14 protein-coding genes are annotated in these 16,299 nt (G+C 74.2%); 13 read left to right on the top strand and 1 reads right to left on the bottom strand.

The window, feature by feature from the left end:
• Positions 1 to 4 precede the first annotated feature (4 nt).
• From rpoZ to HZS56_RS28755, 4 genes are all read left to right on the top strand, one after another.
• Positions 5 to 277 (top strand): DNA-directed RNA polymerase subunit omega, encoded by a 273-nt coding sequence (rpoZ, locus tag HZS56_RS28770; RefSeq protein ID WP_031035771.1) that lies wholly within the window; start codon positions 5 to 7, stop codon positions 275 to 277.
• 200 nt (positions 278 to 477) lie between these two features.
• Entirely contained in the window at positions 478 to 1,683 is a 1,206-nt protein-coding gene (coaBC, locus tag HZS56_RS28765; protein ID WP_216723722.1) for a bifunctional phosphopantothenoylcysteine decarboxylase/phosphopantothenate--cysteine ligase CoaBC, read from the top strand.
• A 278-nt stretch (positions 1,684 to 1,961) separates the two neighbouring features.
• Positions 1,962 to 3,185, top strand: coding sequence for a methionine adenosyltransferase (gene metK, locus HZS56_RS28760; RefSeq protein WP_216723721.1), 1,224 nt, complete (start codon positions 1,962 to 1,964; stop codon positions 3,183 to 3,185).
• 393 nt (positions 3,186 to 3,578) lie between these two features.
• Positions 3,579 to 5,738, top strand: coding sequence for a primosomal protein N' (locus tag HZS56_RS28755; protein WP_216723720.1), 2,160 nt, complete (start codon positions 3,579 to 3,581; stop codon positions 5,736 to 5,738).
• Between the two features lie 120 nt (positions 5,739 to 5,858).
• Here HZS56_RS28755 and HZS56_RS28750 read toward each other — a convergent pair whose 3' ends face one another.
• Entirely contained in the window at positions 5,859 to 6,416 is a 558-nt protein-coding gene (locus HZS56_RS28750) for a hypothetical protein (RefSeq protein ID WP_216723719.1), read from the bottom strand.
• 668 nt (positions 6,417 to 7,084) lie between these two features.
• Here HZS56_RS28750 and fmt point away from each other — a divergent pair.
• From fmt to HZS56_RS28705, 9 genes are all read left to right on the top strand, one after another.
• Complete coding sequence (gene fmt, locus HZS56_RS28745; RefSeq protein ID WP_216723718.1) at positions 7,085 to 8,017, top strand: methionyl-tRNA formyltransferase; 933 nt, start codon at positions 7,085 to 7,087, stop codon at positions 8,015 to 8,017.
• Between the two features lie 89 nt (positions 8,018 to 8,106).
• Positions 8,107 to 9,534, top strand: coding sequence for an RsmB/NOP family class I SAM-dependent RNA methyltransferase (locus HZS56_RS28740; protein WP_216723717.1), 1,428 nt, complete (start codon positions 8,107 to 8,109; stop codon positions 9,532 to 9,534).
• Between the two features lie 375 nt (positions 9,535 to 9,909).
• A complete protein-coding gene (rpe, locus tag HZS56_RS28735) occupies positions 9,910 to 10,596 on the top strand; it encodes a ribulose-phosphate 3-epimerase (RefSeq protein WP_216723716.1) in 687 nt (228 codons plus the stop codon).
• Positions 10,597 to 10,673: 77 nt separating this feature from the next.
• Positions 10,674 to 11,717 carry a sugar-binding transcriptional regulator gene (locus HZS56_RS28730; protein WP_216723715.1) on the top strand — a complete coding sequence of 348 codons (1,044 nt, stop codon included), beginning with the start codon at positions 10,674 to 10,676 and terminating at the stop codon, positions 11,715 to 11,717.
• A 49-nt stretch (positions 11,718 to 11,766) separates the two neighbouring features.
• Positions 11,767 to 12,120, top strand: a complete 354-nt coding sequence (locus HZS56_RS28725) for a barstar family protein (RefSeq protein WP_216723714.1) — start codon at positions 11,767 to 11,769, stop codon at positions 12,118 to 12,120.
• Between the two features lie 108 nt (positions 12,121 to 12,228).
• Positions 12,229 to 13,671, top strand: a complete 1,443-nt coding sequence (locus HZS56_RS28720; protein ID WP_216723713.1) for a GuaB1 family IMP dehydrogenase-related protein — start codon at positions 12,229 to 12,231, stop codon at positions 13,669 to 13,671.
• Positions 13,672 to 13,799: 128 nt separating this feature from the next.
• On the top strand, positions 13,800 to 14,198 hold the full coding sequence (locus HZS56_RS28715) for a hypothetical protein (RefSeq protein WP_216723712.1): 399 nt from the start codon (positions 13,800 to 13,802) through the stop codon (positions 14,196 to 14,198).
• Positions 14,199 to 14,302: 104 nt separating this feature from the next.
• Positions 14,303 to 14,755: an Lrp/AsnC family transcriptional regulator gene (locus HZS56_RS28710; protein WP_216723711.1), complete on the top strand. Its 453-nt coding sequence runs from the start codon at positions 14,303 to 14,305 to the stop codon at positions 14,753 to 14,755.
• A 199-nt stretch (positions 14,756 to 14,954) separates the two neighbouring features.
• Positions 14,955 to 16,178 (top strand): MFS transporter, encoded by a 1,224-nt coding sequence (locus HZS56_RS28705; RefSeq protein WP_216723710.1) that lies wholly within the window; start codon positions 14,955 to 14,957, stop codon positions 16,176 to 16,178.
• The last annotated feature ends 121 nt before the right edge of the window (positions 16,179 to 16,299 follow it).

Here is a 16,299-nt window from a genome sequence, read left to right as displayed (position 1 = left end):
GAGCGTGTCCTCTCCCATCTCCGCGCCCGAGGGCATCATCAACCCGCCGATCGACGAGCTCCTCGAGGCCACGGACTCGAAGTACAGCCTCGTGATCTACGCGGCCAAGCGGGCCCGCCAGATCAACGCGTACTACTCGCAGCTCGGCGAGGGCCTCCTCGAGTACGTCGGTCCGCTCGTCGACACCCACGTCCACGAGAAGCCGCTCTCGATCGCTCTGCGCGAGATCAACGCGGGGCTGCTGACCTCCGAGGCCATCGAGGGTCCGGCGCAGTAGTACCGGCGGTACTACCGGCGGTACTACCGGCGGTATCGGCGGTACGCGGTACATCGGCGGTAAGATCTTCAGCCTTATGCTGACTTTTCCACAGGCCCGGCGGCCCGTCCGCCGGGCCTGTGGTGTGTGATGGTCCTGCGCGGCAGCCGGGCACCGGAGCCGAGCGTGACAGCCGAGTCGGGGAGAGGTCGGGAGAGACGGTGGACAAGACCGAGGTCGTACTGGGGGTCAGCGGCGGCATCGCCGCGTACAAGGCCTGTGAGCTGCTGCGCAGGTTCACGGAGTCGGGGCACGAGGTCCGCGTCGTCCCCACCGCCTCGGCGCTCCACTTCGTCGGGGCCGCCACCTGGTCGGCTCTGTCCGGCAACCCGGTCTCGACCGAGGTGTGGGACGACGTCCACGAGGTCCCGCACGTGCGCATCGGCCAGCACGCCGACCTGGTCGTCGTCGCCCCGGCCACCGCGGACGTGCTCGCCAGGGCCGCCCACGGCCTCGCCGACGACCTCCTCACCAACACGCTCCTCACGGCCCGCTGCCCGGTCGTCTTCGCCCCCGCCATGCACACCGAGATGTGGGAGCACCCGGCCACCCAGGAGAACGTGGCGACGCTGCGCCGCCGCGGCGCGGTCGTCGTCGAGCCGGCCGTCGGCCGCCTCACCGGTGTCGACACCGGCAAGGGCCGGCTGCCCGACCCGGGCGAGATCTTCGAGGCGTGCCGCCGGGTGCTGGCCCGTGGCGTGCAAAAGCCGGACCTCGCCGGGCGGCACGTCGTCGTCAGCGCCGGCGGCACCCGGGAGCCCCTCGACCCGGTCCGCTTCCTCGGCAACCGTTCGTCCGGCAAGCAGGGCTACGCCCTTGCCCGCACCGCCGCCGCCCGCGGCGCCCGCGTCACCCTGCTCGCGGCGAACGCGTCGCTGCCCGCCCCGGCCGGCGTGGACGTGGTCCCGGTGGGCACCGCGGTGGAGCTGCGCGAGGCGGTGCTGCGCGCGGCCGCGGACGCCGACGCCGTCGTCATGGCCGCGGCGGTGGCGGACTTCCGGCCGGCGACGTACGCCACCGGCAAGATCAAGAAGGAGGACGGCCAGGAACCCGCGCCGATCTCCCTGGTGCGCAACCCGGACATCCTCGCGGAGATCTCCGCGACCCGGGCCCGCCCCGGCCAGGTGGTCGTGGGCTTCGCCGCCGAGACCGACGACGTCCTGGTCAACGGCCGGGCCAAGCTCGAGCGCAAGGGCTGCGACCTGCTCGTGGTCAACGAGGTGGGCGAACGCAAGACCTTCGGCTCCGAGGAGAACGAGGCCGTGGTCCTCGGCGCCGACGGCAGCGAGACCCCGGTGGCCCACGGCCCCAAGGAGGCGCTGGCGGAAACGGTCTGGGACCTCGTGGCGGAACGGCTGGCCGGATGAACCATTCACTCCACTGAACGCACCTTTCACCCCACGGACCTCGCGAATCACCCCACGGACCTGGCGAACCCCGCGTTTTCGAGCGTGGCGACCCTGGCCAAGGACGCCGCGTTCTGGGCAGAATGCCCGTGCCGCAGGTCACAGCCCTCCCGAGAGCTGAGACAGGTGGGCCCGTGGCAGAGTGCGACCGATAAACTGTTCTCGGACGTCGCCGGGTGCAGCTCCCCGTGCCGTCCACAACTGATCAGCCAGCAGCCGCTGCAACCCCAGGGAGCGTTGTGTCCCGTCGCCTGTTCACCTCGGAGTCCGTGACCGAAGGTCACCCCGACAAGATCGCTGACCAGATCAGCGACACGATCCTCGACGCGCTCCTGCGCGAGGACCCGACCTCCCGGGTCGCGGTCGAAACCCTGATCACCACCGGTCTGGTGCACGTGGCCGGCGAGGTCACGACCAAGGCCTACGCGGACATCGCCAACCTGGTCCGCGGCAAGATCCTCGAGATCGGCTACGACTCCTCCAAGAAGGGCTTCGACGGCGCCTCCTGCGGTGTCTCGGTCTCCATCGGCGCCCAGTCCCCGGACATCGCGCAGGGCGTGGACACGGCCTACGAGAGCCGGGTCGGGGGTGCGGTCGCGGGCGACGACAACGACGAGCTGGACCGGCAGGGCGCCGGTGACCAGGGCCTGATGTTCGGCTACGCGTCCGACGAGACGCCGACGCTGATGCCGCTGCCGGTCTTCCTGGCCCACCGCCTGTCCAAGCGCCTGTCCGAGGTCCGCAAGAACGGCACCATCCCCTACCTGCGCCCGGACGGCAAGACGCAGGTCACCATCGAGTACGACGGCGACAAGGCCGTCCGCCTCGACACCGTGGTCGTCTCCTCCCAGCACGCGAGCGACATCGACCTGGAGTCGCTGCTGGCGCCGGACATCAAGGAGTTCGTCGTCGAGCCCGAGCTCAAGGCGCTCCTCGAGGACGGCATCAAGCTCGACACGGAGAACTACCGCCTCCTGGTCAACCCCACCGGCCGCTTCGAGATCGGCGGCCCGATGGGCGACGCCGGCCTGACCGGCCGCAAGATCATCATCGACACGTACGGTGGCATGGCCCGCCACGGCGGCGGCGCGTTCTCCGGCAAGGACCCGTCGAAGGTCGACCGCTCCGCCGCCTACGCGATGCGCTGGGTCGCCAAGAACGTGGTGGCCGCGGGCCTCGCCGCCCGCTGCGAGGTCCAGGTCGCCTACGCCATCGGCAAGGCCGAGCCGGTCGGCCTCTTCGTCGAGACCTTCGGCACCGCCAAGATCGACACCGAGAAGATCGAGAAGGCGATCGACGAGGTCTTCGACCTCCGCCCGGCCGCCATCATCCGCGACCTCGACCTGCTCCGCCCGATCTACGCCCAGACCGCCGCGTACGGCCACTTCGGCCGCGAGATTCCCGACTTCACCTGGGAGCGCACGGACCGCGTGGACGCGCTGCGCCAGGCCGCGGGGCTGTAGGCCCCGGGCGCGCGCCCGACAGCACGGAGCGAGGCCCGGCGTCCCCGGTGGGGTCGCCGGGCCTCGGCGTGTCCGGGCCCGTCGGCCTTCCGGGCCGCAGGCACCGGCCGGTTCGGCCGGGCCGGTGCTCTCCTGCCAGGGCGGCGCCTGGCGGGTGATGGCTGAGCGCCTGGCGGCTGACGTGTACGCGCTTACACGCTTGACGCCTGACGCGTACGCTCCTGGCGGCTGGCGGCTCACTCATACGCGCCTGCGTCCGTGCGCCCGTGCACCGGGGCGCCGGTGCGCCTGACGTCGGGCGTCGGCGCGTCATGCGTGTGCGGTCGTGCATGGGGGCCGGCCGCGCCGACGCGGGCGGCCCGGATGTCAGTGGTCTTTGCGAGAATGCAAGGCGTGAGCAGCGAGAACGAACCGGCGGCGGGCGGCGCGGAGGACGCGCCGCCCGAGCAGCTCGCGCTCATCCGGGAGACGGTGCGCAGGGCCAAGACCCCGCGGGCGAAGCCGCGCACCTGGCGCGGAGCCGCGCTCGCCAGGGAACGGCCCGTCGCCAGGGTCCTCGTCGACAAGGGCGTGCTCCACCTCGACCGGTACTTCGACTACGCCGTACCCGAGGAGCTGGACGCCGACGCACAGCCCGGGGTCCGGGTGCGGGTCCGCTTCGGCGCCGGACGGCACCGGGTGCGGGACGGGCGGCGCGAGGGCGGGGGGCTCATCGACGGGTTCCTGATCGAGCGGCTCGCCGAGTCCGACTACTCGGGACCGCTTGCCGCGCTGGCCCAGGTCGTCTCGCCCGAGCGGATCCTCGACGAGGAACTGCTGGGGCTCGTGCGGGCGGTCGCCGACCGTTACGCGGGCAGCGTCGCTGACGTTCTCCAGCTCGCGGTCCCCCCGCGCAACGCGGCCGCCGAGAAGCGGGCCTCGCCGCAGCCCCTGCCCCCGCCGCCCGCGCCCGGGCCGGGTTCGTGGACGCGGTACGAGCAGGGTCCCGCCTTCGTGGCGGCCCTCGCGGCAGGGAGCGCGCCGCGCGCGGTGTGGAACGCGCTGCCGGGACCGGAGTGGGCCGACGAACTGGCCCGCGCCGTGGCGGCGACCCTGGCCTCGGGCCGGGGAGCGCTCGTCGTCCTGCCGGACGGCCGGGCGGTCGCCCGCGTCGACGCCGCGCTGACCGCCCTGCTCGGCGAGGGGCGCCACGCGGTGCTCACCGCTGACGCCGGACCCGAGAAACGGTACGGGCAGTGGCTGGCGGTGCGCCGCGGGGCGGTACGGGCCGTCGTCGGGACCCGCGCAGCCATGTTCGCGCCGGTGCGGGACCTCGGCCTGCTCGCCCTCTGGGACGACGGCGACGACAGCCACAGCGAACCGCACGCGCCGCAGCCACACGCCCGCGAGGTCCTGCTGCTGCGCGCCGCCCAGGACCGGTGCGCCTTCCTGCTGGGGGCGTGGAGCTGCACCGTGGAGGCGGCTCAGCTCGTGGAGACCGGCTGGGCCCGGCCACTGGTCGCCGCCCGCGAGCAGGTGCGGGCGGTCGCCCCGCTGGTGCGGACCGTGGGTGACCAGGACCTGGCGAGGGACGAGGCCGCCCGCGCCGCCCGGCTGCCGTCCCTCGCCTGGCAGGTCGTCAGGGACGGGCTGCGGCACGGACCGGTACTGGTGCAGGTGCCCCGGCGGGGTTACGTACCGCGGATGGCGTGCGCGGCCTGCCGGACGCCCGCGCGCTGCCGGCACTGTGCCGGCCCACTGGAAGGACAGGAGTCCGCTTCCGCCCTGCGATGCGGCTGGTGCGGGCGTGAGGAGGGCGACTGGCACTGCCCGGAGTGCGGCGGCTTCCGGCTGCGCGCGCAGGTCGTGGGGGCCCGGCGTACCGCCGAGGAACTGGGGCGGGCCTTCCCGGCCGTGCCGGTGCGCACCTCGGGGCGGGAGCACGTGCTGGACACCGTGTCGCAGGCGCCCGCGCTGGTGGTGAGCACCCCGGGGGCCGAGCCCGTCGCCGAGGGCGGCTACACGGCGGCGCTGCTGCTCGACGGCTGGGCGATGCTCGGCCGGCCCGATCTGCGCGCCGGTGAGGACGCGCTGCGGCGCTGGCTGGCCGCGGCCGCGCTGGTCCGGCCGCAGAGCGCGGGAGGCACCGTCGTCGCGGTCGCGGAGCCGACGCTGCGACCGGTGCAGGCGCTGGTGCGCTGGGACCCGGTCGGCCACGCCGTACGGGAACTGGCGGAGCGGGCCGAACTGGGCTTTCCGCCGGTGTCGCGGATGGCGGCCGTGACGGGACCTCCGGACGCCGTGGCCGGGTTCCTGCGCGCCGTCGAACTGCCGGGTGAGGCCGAGGTGCTCGGCCCCGTGCCGTTGCCGGTCACCTCGGAGGGGCGGCCGCGGCGGGTGGGGGCGCCGCCGCCCGGTGAGCACTGGGAACGGGCGCTGGTCCGGGTGCCTCCGGGGCGCGGGGCGGCGCTGGCCGGTGCGCTGAAGACCGCGCAGGCGGCGCGAACGGCGCGGACGGCGCGGGGCAGCGATGCGACGGTGTGGGTGCGGATCGACCCGCCCGACATCGGGTGACGGCGAGGGGGACGTTGGACCGGCATCCGGCATCCGGGCCCGGAGGCGCCGCGGCCCTCCCCTTCCCGGAGGGGGCCGGGAGCGGGAGGGCCGGTGTCGTCGCGGCTCGGCCGCCGTGGTTCAGCCGTTGCGCGGGCTGGGGAAGGCCGTGGTGGGGCGGACCTCGTCGCGCAGGACGGGACTGCCCGACGTCGGCTGGGTCGGCATGGCGCGCGCCGCCGGAACCGTGGGTACCGGGGGGAGGCCGGTGCCCACGTTGACCGGGCGGGTCCCGGTCGGCTCCGGTGCCTGCTCGGGGGCCTCGGCTGCCGCGGACGCCGGCTGCGCGGCGGCCCGGCGGGAGCCGTAGCGACGGTGCACCGCCTGCTTGGTGACGCCGAGGGCCGAGCCCACCGCGTCCCACGAGAAGCCGAGCGAGCGGTCGAAGTCCACGGCTGCCGTGACGAGGGTCTCGACGCTGTCCCGCAGCTCCTGCGCGAGACGGACCGTCGGGGCGGGGGCGCGCCCGTAGACGACGAAGCCCGTGGAGGGACCGGAGCGGCGCGGGCGGTAGACGTTGCCCAGCTGCGCGGTGAGGGTGCGCAGTGCGTCCACCTGCCGGCGGACCCGCTCGATGTCCCGCACCAGCAAGTGCAGGCTGGCCCGAGCCTGGGCGTCGTGGGTTGCGTGGTCGGCCATGAACAAGCCTCTCGAACCGGCGTTGAAAGGAATCGGACCGCGCGGACGGCCCGGTGTGTCAACTCTTTCTTGACCAACGTGCGGGTGCGCCGTTGGTCACGGGGTGGGGGCGTGGAACCGTGTGCGCGCGCCCACCACGGCAGTGGGCGCGCCTCGCCCCCGGCCCCCGGGATTCTGGCTCCGACCCGCCGCGGGGAGTCGTCTCCTTGCCCCCGCCGTGGCCCCATCGGGCCGTCAAGGAGCACCGGTGCCGACGTGCCCCCACCGAGCCCCTGCCCGGCCGCGTTGCCGCCTGTGCCCCCATGAGCCCCATGAGCCCCGTCGCGCCGTGCGCCCTGCTGCCCAGGCGTGCCACCCGTGCCACGCGTGCCACGCGTGCCTGCGACGCGAGGGCGCGCGTACCCGTTGTGCCGCCGGTGTCACCGGTGCGGCTTGTACCCCCGTTCCGCCACACGTGTCTGCGTCGCGTCGCCGTCCGTCTGCCCGCCGTGCCGAGCGGGTCCGCGTCGCAGTACCACGCGTAGCCCCCGTCGTGCCGCTCCCTGCCCCCGCCTCCGACCGGCGCGGCGGTGGGGGGGGGCGTGCCGTCGGCGGACGTCCGTCGGCGTCGGGCTCGTAGACTGGTGCGTCGCCCGCAACCGCCCCCGCCCGAGAGGCCCGTCCCACCCATGAAGCTCGTCTTCGCCGGTACCCCCGAGGTCGCCGTTCCCGCCCTGGACGCCCTGATCGCCTCCGAGCGTCACGAGGTGGCCGCCGTCGTCACGCGGCCCGACGCACCGGCCGGGCGGGGACGCCGGCTGGTCGCCTCTCCCGTGGCCGAGCGGGCCGAGGAGGCGGGCATCGAGGTGCTCAAGCCCGGCAAGCCCCGCGACCCCAACTTCCTGGAGCGGCTGCGCGAGATCGCGCCCGACTGCTGCCCCGTCGTCGCCTACGGGGCCCTGCTGCCCCGTGTCGCCCTGGACGTGCCCGCCCGCGGCTGGGTCAACCTGCACTTCTCGCTGCTGCCCGCCTGGCGCGGCGCGGCCCCCGTGCAGCACGCGCTGATGGCGGGCGACGAACTGACCGGCGCGTCCACCTTCCTGATCGAGGAAGGTCTCGACTCCGGCCCCGTCTACGGCACGGTCACCGAGACCGTCCGCCCCACCGACACCAGCGGCGATCTGCTGACCCGGCTGGCCTTCGCCGGCGCCGGGCTGCTCGCCGCCACCATGGACGGCATCGACGACGGCAGCCTCAAGCCCGTACCGCAGCCGGCCGAGGGCGTCACCCTCGCTCCGAAGATCACCGTCGAGGACGCCCGGGTCGACTGGACCGCCCCGGCGCTGCGCGTCGACCGTGTGGTGCGCGGCTGCACCCCGGCGCCCGGCGCGTGGACCACCTTCCGCGGCGAGCGGCTCAAGCTCGTCCAGGCCGTGCCCCTGCCCGACCGTACCGATCTCGCCCCGGGACAGATCGCCGCGGGCAAGAACAACGTGTACGTCGGCACCGGCTCCTACGCCGTCGAGCTGCTGTGGGTGCAGGCCCAGGGCAAGAAGCCGATGCGGGCCGCGGACTGGGCGCGCGGGGCCCGGATCACCGAGGGCGACCAGCTCGGCGACTGACCCGCGCCACCGCATCGGCACGCCACCCCGCGCCGCGCCCGGCGTACGCTGGTCGGCGCACTTCACCCCACACCCGGAGCACCTTTTTCGTGAGCGAGCAGTCCCGCCGTCCCCGCAAGCCCAGCAAGCCGTACCGCAGGCCCCAGAAGGACCCCGTCCGCATCCTCGCCTTCGAGGCGCTCAGGGCCGTGGACGAGCGGGACGCGTACGCCAACCTCGTGCTGCCGCCGCTGCTGCGCAAGGCACGCGAGAAGGAGGGGCCCGAGAAGTTCGACGCCCGGGACGCGGCGCTCGCGACCGAGCTGGTGTACGGGACGCTGCGCAGGCAGGGGACGTACGACGCGGTCATCGCCGACTGCGTCGACCGGCCGTTGCGCGAGGTCGACCCGCCGGTCCTGGACGTGCTCAGCCTGGGCGTGCACCAGCTGCTCGGCACCCGGATCCCCAGCCACGCCGCCGTCTCGGCCTCGGTGGAGCTGGCGCGCGTCGTGCTCGGCGACGGGCGGGCCAAGTTCGTCAACGCCGTGCTGCGCAAGGTCGCGCGGGACGACCTCGACGGGTGGCTGGAGCGGGTCGCGCCGCCCTACGACGAGGACCCGGAGGACCACCTCGCCGTCGTGCACTCGCACCCGCGCTGGGTGGTCTCCGCGCTGTGGGACTCGCTGGGCGGCGGCCGGGCCGGCATCGAGGACCTGCTCGCCGCCGACAACGAACGCCCCGAGGTCACCCTCGTCGCACGGCCGGGCCGGGCCACCCGCGAGGAACTGCTCGGCGAGGAGGCCGCCGTACCGGGGCGCTGGTCGCCGTACGCGGTGCGGCTGAGCGAGGGCGGCGAGCCCGGAGCCGTGGAGGCGGTGCGGGAGGGCCGCGCCGGGGTGCAGGACGAGGGCAGTCAGCTGGTCGCCCTGGCCCTTGCCAACGCGCCGCTCGACGGACCCGACCGGCGCTGGCTGGACGGGTGCGCGGGGCCCGGCGGCAAGGCCGCGCTCCTCGGCGCCCTCGCCGCCGAACGGGGTGCCTTCCTGCTTGCCTCCGAGAAGCAGCCGCACCGCGCGGGTCTCGTGGCGGGGGCGCTGAGCGGCAACCCGGGGCCGTACCAGGTGATCGCCGCGGACGGCACCCGTCCGCCCTGGCGGCCCGGCAGCTTCGACCGCGTCCTGGTCGACGTTCCGTGCACCGGCCTCGGCGCGCTCCGCCGCCGTCCCGAGGCGCGCTGGCGGCGCCGCCCGGAGGACCTGGACGGCTTCGCCCCGCTCCAGCGAGGGCTGCTGCGCAGCGCCCTGGAGGCCGTGCGCGTCGGCGGTGTCGTCGCCTACGCGACCTGCTCGCCCCACCTCGCCGAGACCCGCGCGGTCGTCGCCGACGTCCTCAAGCGCGTGCCCGGCACCGAGCTGCTCGACGCCCGGCCGACGCTGCCCGGCGTCCCCGCGCTCGGCGAGGGCCCCGACGTCCAGCTCTGGCCGCACGTGCACGGCACCGACGCCATGTACCTGGCGCTCGTGCGCAGGACCTCCTGACCGACGCCGCGCGTCACCGGCCCACCCGTACCGGGTGGTTGGGCGCCGGACCTGGTCGGTGGGCGCCTGACCTGGTGGTGGGCGCCGGGCCTGGTGGTGGCCGCCGGTCCGGATGGGGCGGGCGCCGGTCCGGATGCCGGGGCGCAGGTCCGGACTCCGGCGGCCTCGCGGCCGTACCGCGGCCGGGGCCGGCACCGGCGGGCACGCCCCCGGCCGGGCCCGCTGCCCGGACGCCTCCGCGTACCCGGGCCCCCGCGAGCAACCACGTACGGCCCGCGGCCGCACAGCAACAGCCCGCACGACAAGCCGCACGACAGCAACCGCCCCGGGGCCCCGTCCGGGCCCGCTCCCGCGGGGCATGGCAGGCTTGGGAGCATGGCCGCGCAGATCAACCCCAGCATCCTGTCCGCAGACTTCGCCCGCCTCGCGGACGAGGCCGCGGCGGTCCGCGGAGCCGACTGGCTCCACGTGGACGTCATGGACAACCACTTCGTCCCGAACCTCACGCTCGGCGTGCCGGTCGTGGAGTCCCTGGCCCGCGCGACGGACACCCCGCTGGACTGCCACCTGATGATCGAGGCCCCCGACCGCTGGGCGCCGCAGTACGTGGAGGCGGGCGCCGGTTCCGTCACCTTCCACGTCGAGGCGGCCGCCGCGCCGGTGCGGCTGGCGCGGGAGATCCGGGCCAAGGGCGCCCGCGCGTCCATGGCGCTGCGGCCCGCGACGCCGATCGAGCCGTACGAGGACCTGCTCCCGGAACTCGACATGCTGCTGATCATGACGGTTGAACCCGGCTTCGGCGGGCAGGCGTTCCTCGACATCATGCTCCCCAAGATCCGCCGCACCCGTGAGCTGATCAGGAAGCACGGCCTTCAGCTGTGGCTGCAGGTCGACGGCGGGGTGTCCGCGTCGACGATCGAGCAGTGCGCCGAGGCCGGCGCGGACGTCTTCGTCGCGGGCTCCGCCGTCTACGGGGCGTCGGACCCGGCCGAGGCGGTACGTGCACTGCGCACGCAGGCCGAGACGGCGACCGCCAAGGCATCCTGGGCGTGCGACCACTGAGGAACAGAACGTGAACGGCTCCCATCAGGGCTGATCAAGTGCGCCGAATCTGCAAGGATGAACGGCGTATCCAGAGTGTGAACAGCAGTGAGGAGAACGCCGTGTCGGGTATGTCGGCGGGCCGTTCAGCCATGCGGATGGGACCCGCTGAGCTGGTCCAGGCGGCGGCCATGGCCCGCCGCTTCTACCTCGAGGGCAAGTCCAAGATCCAGATCGCGGAGGAGTTCGGCGTCAGCCGCTTCAAGGTGGCCAGGGTTCTCGAGACCGCCCTCGAGAGAGACCTTGTACGAATCGAGATCAGGGTGCCCGCCGAACTGGACGCCGAGCGTTCGGACGCGCTGCGTGCCCGCTACGGGCTCCGGCACGCCGTCGTCGTGGAGTCCCCGGCCGACGCCGAGGAGACCCCCGACCCGGAGAACCTGGGGGAGGTGGCCGCCGACCTGCTCGGCGAGCTCGTCACCGAGGGCGACGTGCTGGGCCTGGCCTGGGGCCGGTCCACCATCCACATGGCGGCGGCCCTCGACCGGCTGCCGCCCTGCACGGTCGTGCAGCTGACGGGCGTGTACGACGCCGGGACCGCCGAGCGCGGCTCGGTCGAGGCCGTCCGCCGCGCCGCCCAGGTGTCCGGCGGCGACGCGCACCCCATCTACGCGCCGATGCTGCTGCCGGACACGGCAACCGCCCAGGCGCTGCGGCACCAGACCGGGATCGCGCGGGCCTTCGAGTACTTCGACAAGGTCACGGTCGCCTGCGTCTCCATCGGCTCCTGGGAGCCCGGCATCTCGACGGTGCACGACATGCTCAGGGAGGAGGAGCGCGCGCACTACGCGTCGCTCGGCGTCGCCGCCGAGATGTCCGCGCACCTCTTCGACGCCGAGGGGCGCCGGGTCGGGCGGGACCTGGGGGAGCGGTGCATCACGGTCAAGGCCGACCAGCTCCGCCGTATCCCCGAGGTCGTGGCGATCGCGGGCGGGCAGCGCAAGGCCGCGGCCATCGACGCGGTGCTGCGTTCGGGCCTCGTCACCAGCCTCGTGACGGACACGTCCGCCGCGGACTACCTGATGACGGCGGGCTCGGCGCCGAAGTCGACGCTCAACCGGGTCGACCCGGACGGGATCTGACGGGTCACCGGGACGGGAGGACCGTGAGAGAGGGACGAAGGGCTGTGGCATGACCGAGGACTCCGCGGGGCGGCTCGTGGTCACGCTGGACCTCGGCGGGGTCACGGACGAGGCGGGCCTGATGGACCGCTGCGCCCGTGACCTGGGGCTGCCCGACCGGTCCGGCCGGGACTGGGACGCGCTCGCCGAATCCCTCGCCGACCCCTCCGTCTGGCCCGGGGGCGCGGCGGAGCGGGGGCTGGTCCTGGTCGTGGAGGGCTGGCGGGCGTACGCCGAGACACGGCCGGACGAGTGGGCCGTCGCCGAGGAGATCTTCGCCGAGGCCACCGACCGGGGCCCGGGGCTCTTCGTCGCCCTCGGCCCTGGAGGTTCCTCCAAGGAGGGGCCTGACCAGCCTGGATGATCTGCCCGGGGGTTGCGGGCGGCCGGTCGTGGGACAATGAAGTACGTGCTCTTTCCCCCTGGCTGACCTGTCCGGGGGCCACCTCTGATCGACTGGGATGTGCAGCACGTGCGTTTCCTCAATGACATACAGCCCTCGTACGACCTGACGTACGACGACGTGTTCATGGTCCCGAGCCGCTCCGCCGTCGGCTCCCGGCAGGGCGTGGACCTCGGCTCCCCGGACGGCACGGGCACCACGATCCCGCTCGTCGTCGCCAACATGACCGCCATCGCGGGCCGGCGCATGGCCGAGACGGTGGCCCGGCGCGGCGGGCTGGTGGTCCTCCCGCAGGACATCCCGATCGAGGTCGTCACCGAGGTCGTCACCTGGGTGAAGGGCCGGCACCACGTCCTGGACACGCCGATCGTCCTGGCGCCGCACCAGACCGTCGCCGACGCGCTGTCCCTGCTGCCCAAGCGCGCGCACGACGCCGGAGTCGTCGTCGACGAGGACCACAGGCCGGTCGGCGTGGTCACCGACGCCGACCTGACCGGCGTGGACCGCTTCACCCAGCTCGAGGAGGTCATGTCCAAGGACCTGATCCTCGTCGACGCCGACACGGACCCCCGCGAGGCCTTCAACACCCTCGACGCCGCCAACCGGCGCTACGCGCCCGCCGTCGACAAGGACGGCCGCCTCGCCGGCATCCTCACCCGCAAGGGCGCCCTGCGGGCCACGCTGTACACCCCGGCCGTCGACGCGCGGGGCAGGCTCCGCATCGCCGCCGCCGTCGGCATCAACGGCGACGTGGCGGGCAAGGCCAAGCAGCTCCTCGACGCGGGCGTCGACACCCTCGTCATCGACACCGCGCACGGCCACCAGGAGTCGATGATCAGCGCGGTGAAGGTGGTGCGCGACCTCGACCCGCAGGTTCCCGTCGTCGCCGGCAACATCGTCTCCGCCGAGGGAGTGCGCGACCTGATCGAGGCGGGCGCCGACATCATCAAGGTCGGCGTCGGACCGGGCGCCATGTGCACCACCCGCATGATGACCGGCGTCGGGCGGCCGCAGTTCTCCGCCGTCCTGGAGTGCGCCGCCGAGGCGAAGAAGTACGGCAAGCACGTGTGGGCCGACGGCGGCGTCCGCCACCCGCGCGACGTGGCGATGGCCCTCGCGGCCGGCGCGTCCAACGTGATGGTCGGTTCCTGGTTCGCCGGCACCTACGAGTCCCCGGGCGACCTCCAGCACGCCGCCGACGGCCGCGCCTACAAGGAGTCCTTCGGCATGGCCTCCGCGCGCGCGGTGCGCAACCGCACCTCGGAGGAGTCGGCGTACGACCGGGCCCGCAAGGCGCTGTTCGAGGAGGGCATCTCCACCTCGCGGATGTTCCTCGACCCGGCCCGGCCCGGCGTCGAGGACCTCATCGACGCGATCATCGCGGGCGTCCGCTCCTCCTGCACCTACGCCGGCGCCGGCTCCCTGGAGGAGTTCGCCGAGAAGGCGATCGTCGGCATCCAGAGCGCCGCCGGTTACGCCGAGGGCAAGCCGCTGCACGCCAGCTGGAGCTGACCGGCGCCCGATCGGTCCGGGGTTTCCGTCCGTCCGGGGATTCCGTCCGTCCCGGGTTTCCGTCCGTCCGGGGATTCCGTCCGTCAGGGTGGCTTGACGTCAAGCCACCCTGACGCGACGCTGGGCGCATGACGACACCGCAGAGCATCGAGCCGCAGCACACCCTGCTGACCGCCGTGGCCCGCCTCGACGAACTGCGGGCCCGGGAGTCCCTCGCCGGGTTCGGCAGCGACGACGAGGCCCTCGACGGCCCCCAGCTCCTCGAACTGCTCGCACTGAGCGAGGTGGTCGCCCGCAAGGCCGCCTACGGACGCCAGCTCACCGTCCGCGCCGCCCGCGAGGCCGGTGCGTCCTGGGCGCAGATCGGGGCCGCGCTCGGCACCAGCAAGCAGGCCGCCTGGGAGGCCCACATGCGCTGGATCGACGCCCAGGAGGCCGCCCGCGGCCGGCCCGGGGAGATCGGCTTCGACGCGGCGGACACGGCCGAGGCACGCGCCGTCGCCGGTGAACCGGACGGCGGCAGCTGACAAGGCCCGTGTTCTACTTCGGGTACGGCCACCGCAGGCCCCCACCCGCCACGCCGGACACCCCGCAGGTGACCGCGCACCGGAAGTGAAGTGAACGACCCGCAGTGCTGAACGATCTCGACGAACACATCGTGCACGCCCTCGCCGAGGACGCCCGCCGCTCCTATGCGGACATCGGGCAGACGGTCGGCCTGTCCGCGCCCGCGGTGAAACGGCGCGTGGACCGGCTGCGCGCCACCGGCGCCATCACCGGCTTCACCGTCCGGGTCGACCCCGCCGCGCTCGGCTGGGAGACCGAGGGGTTCGTCGAGATCTTCTGCCGCCGCAACACCTCGCCCGAGACCATCCAGCGGGGCCTGGAGCGCTACCAGGAAGTCGTGGCCGCCTCCACCGTCACCGGCGACGCCGACGCCGTGGCCCAGGTCTTCGCCTCCGACATGCGGCACTTCGAGCGGGTCCTGGAGCGCATCGCCGGAGAACCGTTCGTGGAGCGCACCAGGTCGGTGCTGGTGCTCTCCCCGCTGCTCCGGCGCTTCTCGTCGGGCTCGCCCACGTAATCCGCTGGGCGGGACGTCCGCCGCCGTCTAGCATCGGCGGCATGACCCGCCGACATTGATCCACCCGAGGATTCACACGAGGATCCACCCGTAGAGCCACGCGTGAAGACACGTGTCGACCCACCCGTGGCGCCGCCTCCCGAGGGCCGCCCCGGACGCCGTACCCCCGGTGTCCGATCCGCCCCCTCGGGAAGGCCTCATGACTCCCTCACCCACGCCCGGGCGTGCCCACGGCCCCGCCGCCACCCGGCGGCTCGCGCGCACGCTGTACGCCTCCGCGTTCTGCGACGAGTTCGTCCTGCTCTACCCGGTGTACGCGCTGCTCTTCAGCGACACCGGCCTGTCCGTCTGGCAGATGGCCTCGCTGTTCGCCCTGTGGTCGCTGACCGGCGTGCTCCTGGAGGTGCCGTCCGGTGTCTGGGCCGACGCCGTCTCCCGGCGGCTGCTCCTGATCCTCGGCCCGCTGCTCACCGCCACCGGCTTCGCCCTGTGGGTCCTCGTGCCCTCCTACGGCGCCTTCGCCCTCGGCTTCGTGCTCTGGGGAGCGGGCGGAGCGCTCGGGTCGGGTGCCCTGGAGGCGCTGGTCTACGACGAGTTGGAGCGGACCGGCGCGGCCGGGCAGTACGCCCGGCTGATGGGCCGCGCCCGGGCCCTCGGGATCGCCGCGACCATGACGGCCATGGGCCTGGCCGGTCCGGTGTTCGCCTGGGGCGGTTACGACGCCGTGGGCGCGGCCAGCGTGCTGACCTGCCTGGCCGCGGCGGTGGTGGCGACCCGGTTCCCCGAGCACCGCACCCCCTCCGCGGGCGGCGAGTCCTGGACCGCGACCCTGCGCGCCGGACTCGTCGAGGCCCGCACCGACCGGTCCGTGCGCGGCGCGCTGCTGCTCGTACCGGCCGTCACCGCGGTGTGGGGCGCGCTCGACGAGTACACGCCGCTGCTGGCGCTCGACACCGGTGTGGCACCCGGAACCGTGCCCTGGCTGCTGCTGGTGATCTGGGCCGGTGCGACGGGCGGCAGCCTGCTGGCCGGTGCCGCGGAACGGCTGCCCGCGGGTGGTTTCGCCGTCCTGCTGACCGGTTCCGCGCTCGCCCTCGCCGTGGGCGCCCTCGCCGGAACCCCGGCCGCGCTGGTCCTGGTCGCGCTCGCCTTCGGCGGCTTCCAGCTGGCGACCGTGCTGGCCGACGTCCGCCTCCAGCGGCGTATCGACGACAGCGGCCGGGCCACGCTCACCTCGGTCGCGGGCCTGGGTACCGAGCTGGGCAACCTCGCCACCTACGGTGCCTACGCGGCGGTGGCCACGCACACCGGGCACGGCACGGCCTTCGCCGTCTCCGCGGTGCCGTACCTGCTGACGGCCCTGCTGCTGGCGGGTGCGGCACGCGGCGCGGTGCGGGCCGCGTCGGACGTGCGCGGGGGATGAAGACGGCGGGGGAGACCAAGCCGGGACGGGAGGCAAGCCAGGACGGGAGTCAAGCCGGGCGCACGAGACGCAGCGCAGGGTGAGGGCCGGGGGGCCACGTGTGGGGTGCAGGGTGAGGGTG

This window comes from Streptomyces mayonensis, assembly GCF_018982965.1.
Taxonomy (GTDB): Bacteria; Actinomycetota; Actinomycetes; order Streptomycetales; family Streptomycetaceae; genus Streptomyces; species Streptomyces mayonensis.
The sequence above is the reverse complement of the archived record's forward strand: the minus strand, read 5'-3'. Positions and strand labels throughout refer to the sequence as shown.

Bases quoted from the DNA above. Each gene is read 5' to 3' on its own strand.
- HZS56_RS28750 (WP_216723719.1), bottom strand. From the start codon at position 6,416: ATGGCCGACCACGCAACCCACGACGCCCAGGCTCGGGCCAGCCTGCAC.
- fmt (WP_216723718.1), top strand. From the start codon at position 7,085: ATGAAGCTCGTCTTCGCCGGTACCCCCGAGGTCGCCGTTCCCGCCCTG.
- rpe (WP_216723716.1), top strand. From the start codon at position 9,910: ATGGCCGCGCAGATCAACCCCAGCATCCTGTCCGCAGACTTCGCCCGC.
- HZS56_RS28725 (WP_216723714.1), top strand. From the start codon at position 11,767: ATGACCGAGGACTCCGCGGGGCGGCTCGTGGTCACGCTGGACCTCGGC.
- HZS56_RS28715 (WP_216723712.1), top strand. From the start codon at position 13,800: ATGACGACACCGCAGAGCATCGAGCCGCAGCACACCCTGCTGACCGCC.
- HZS56_RS28705 (WP_216723710.1), top strand. From the start codon at position 14,955: ATGACTCCCTCACCCACGCCCGGGCGTGCCCACGGCCCCGCCGCCACC.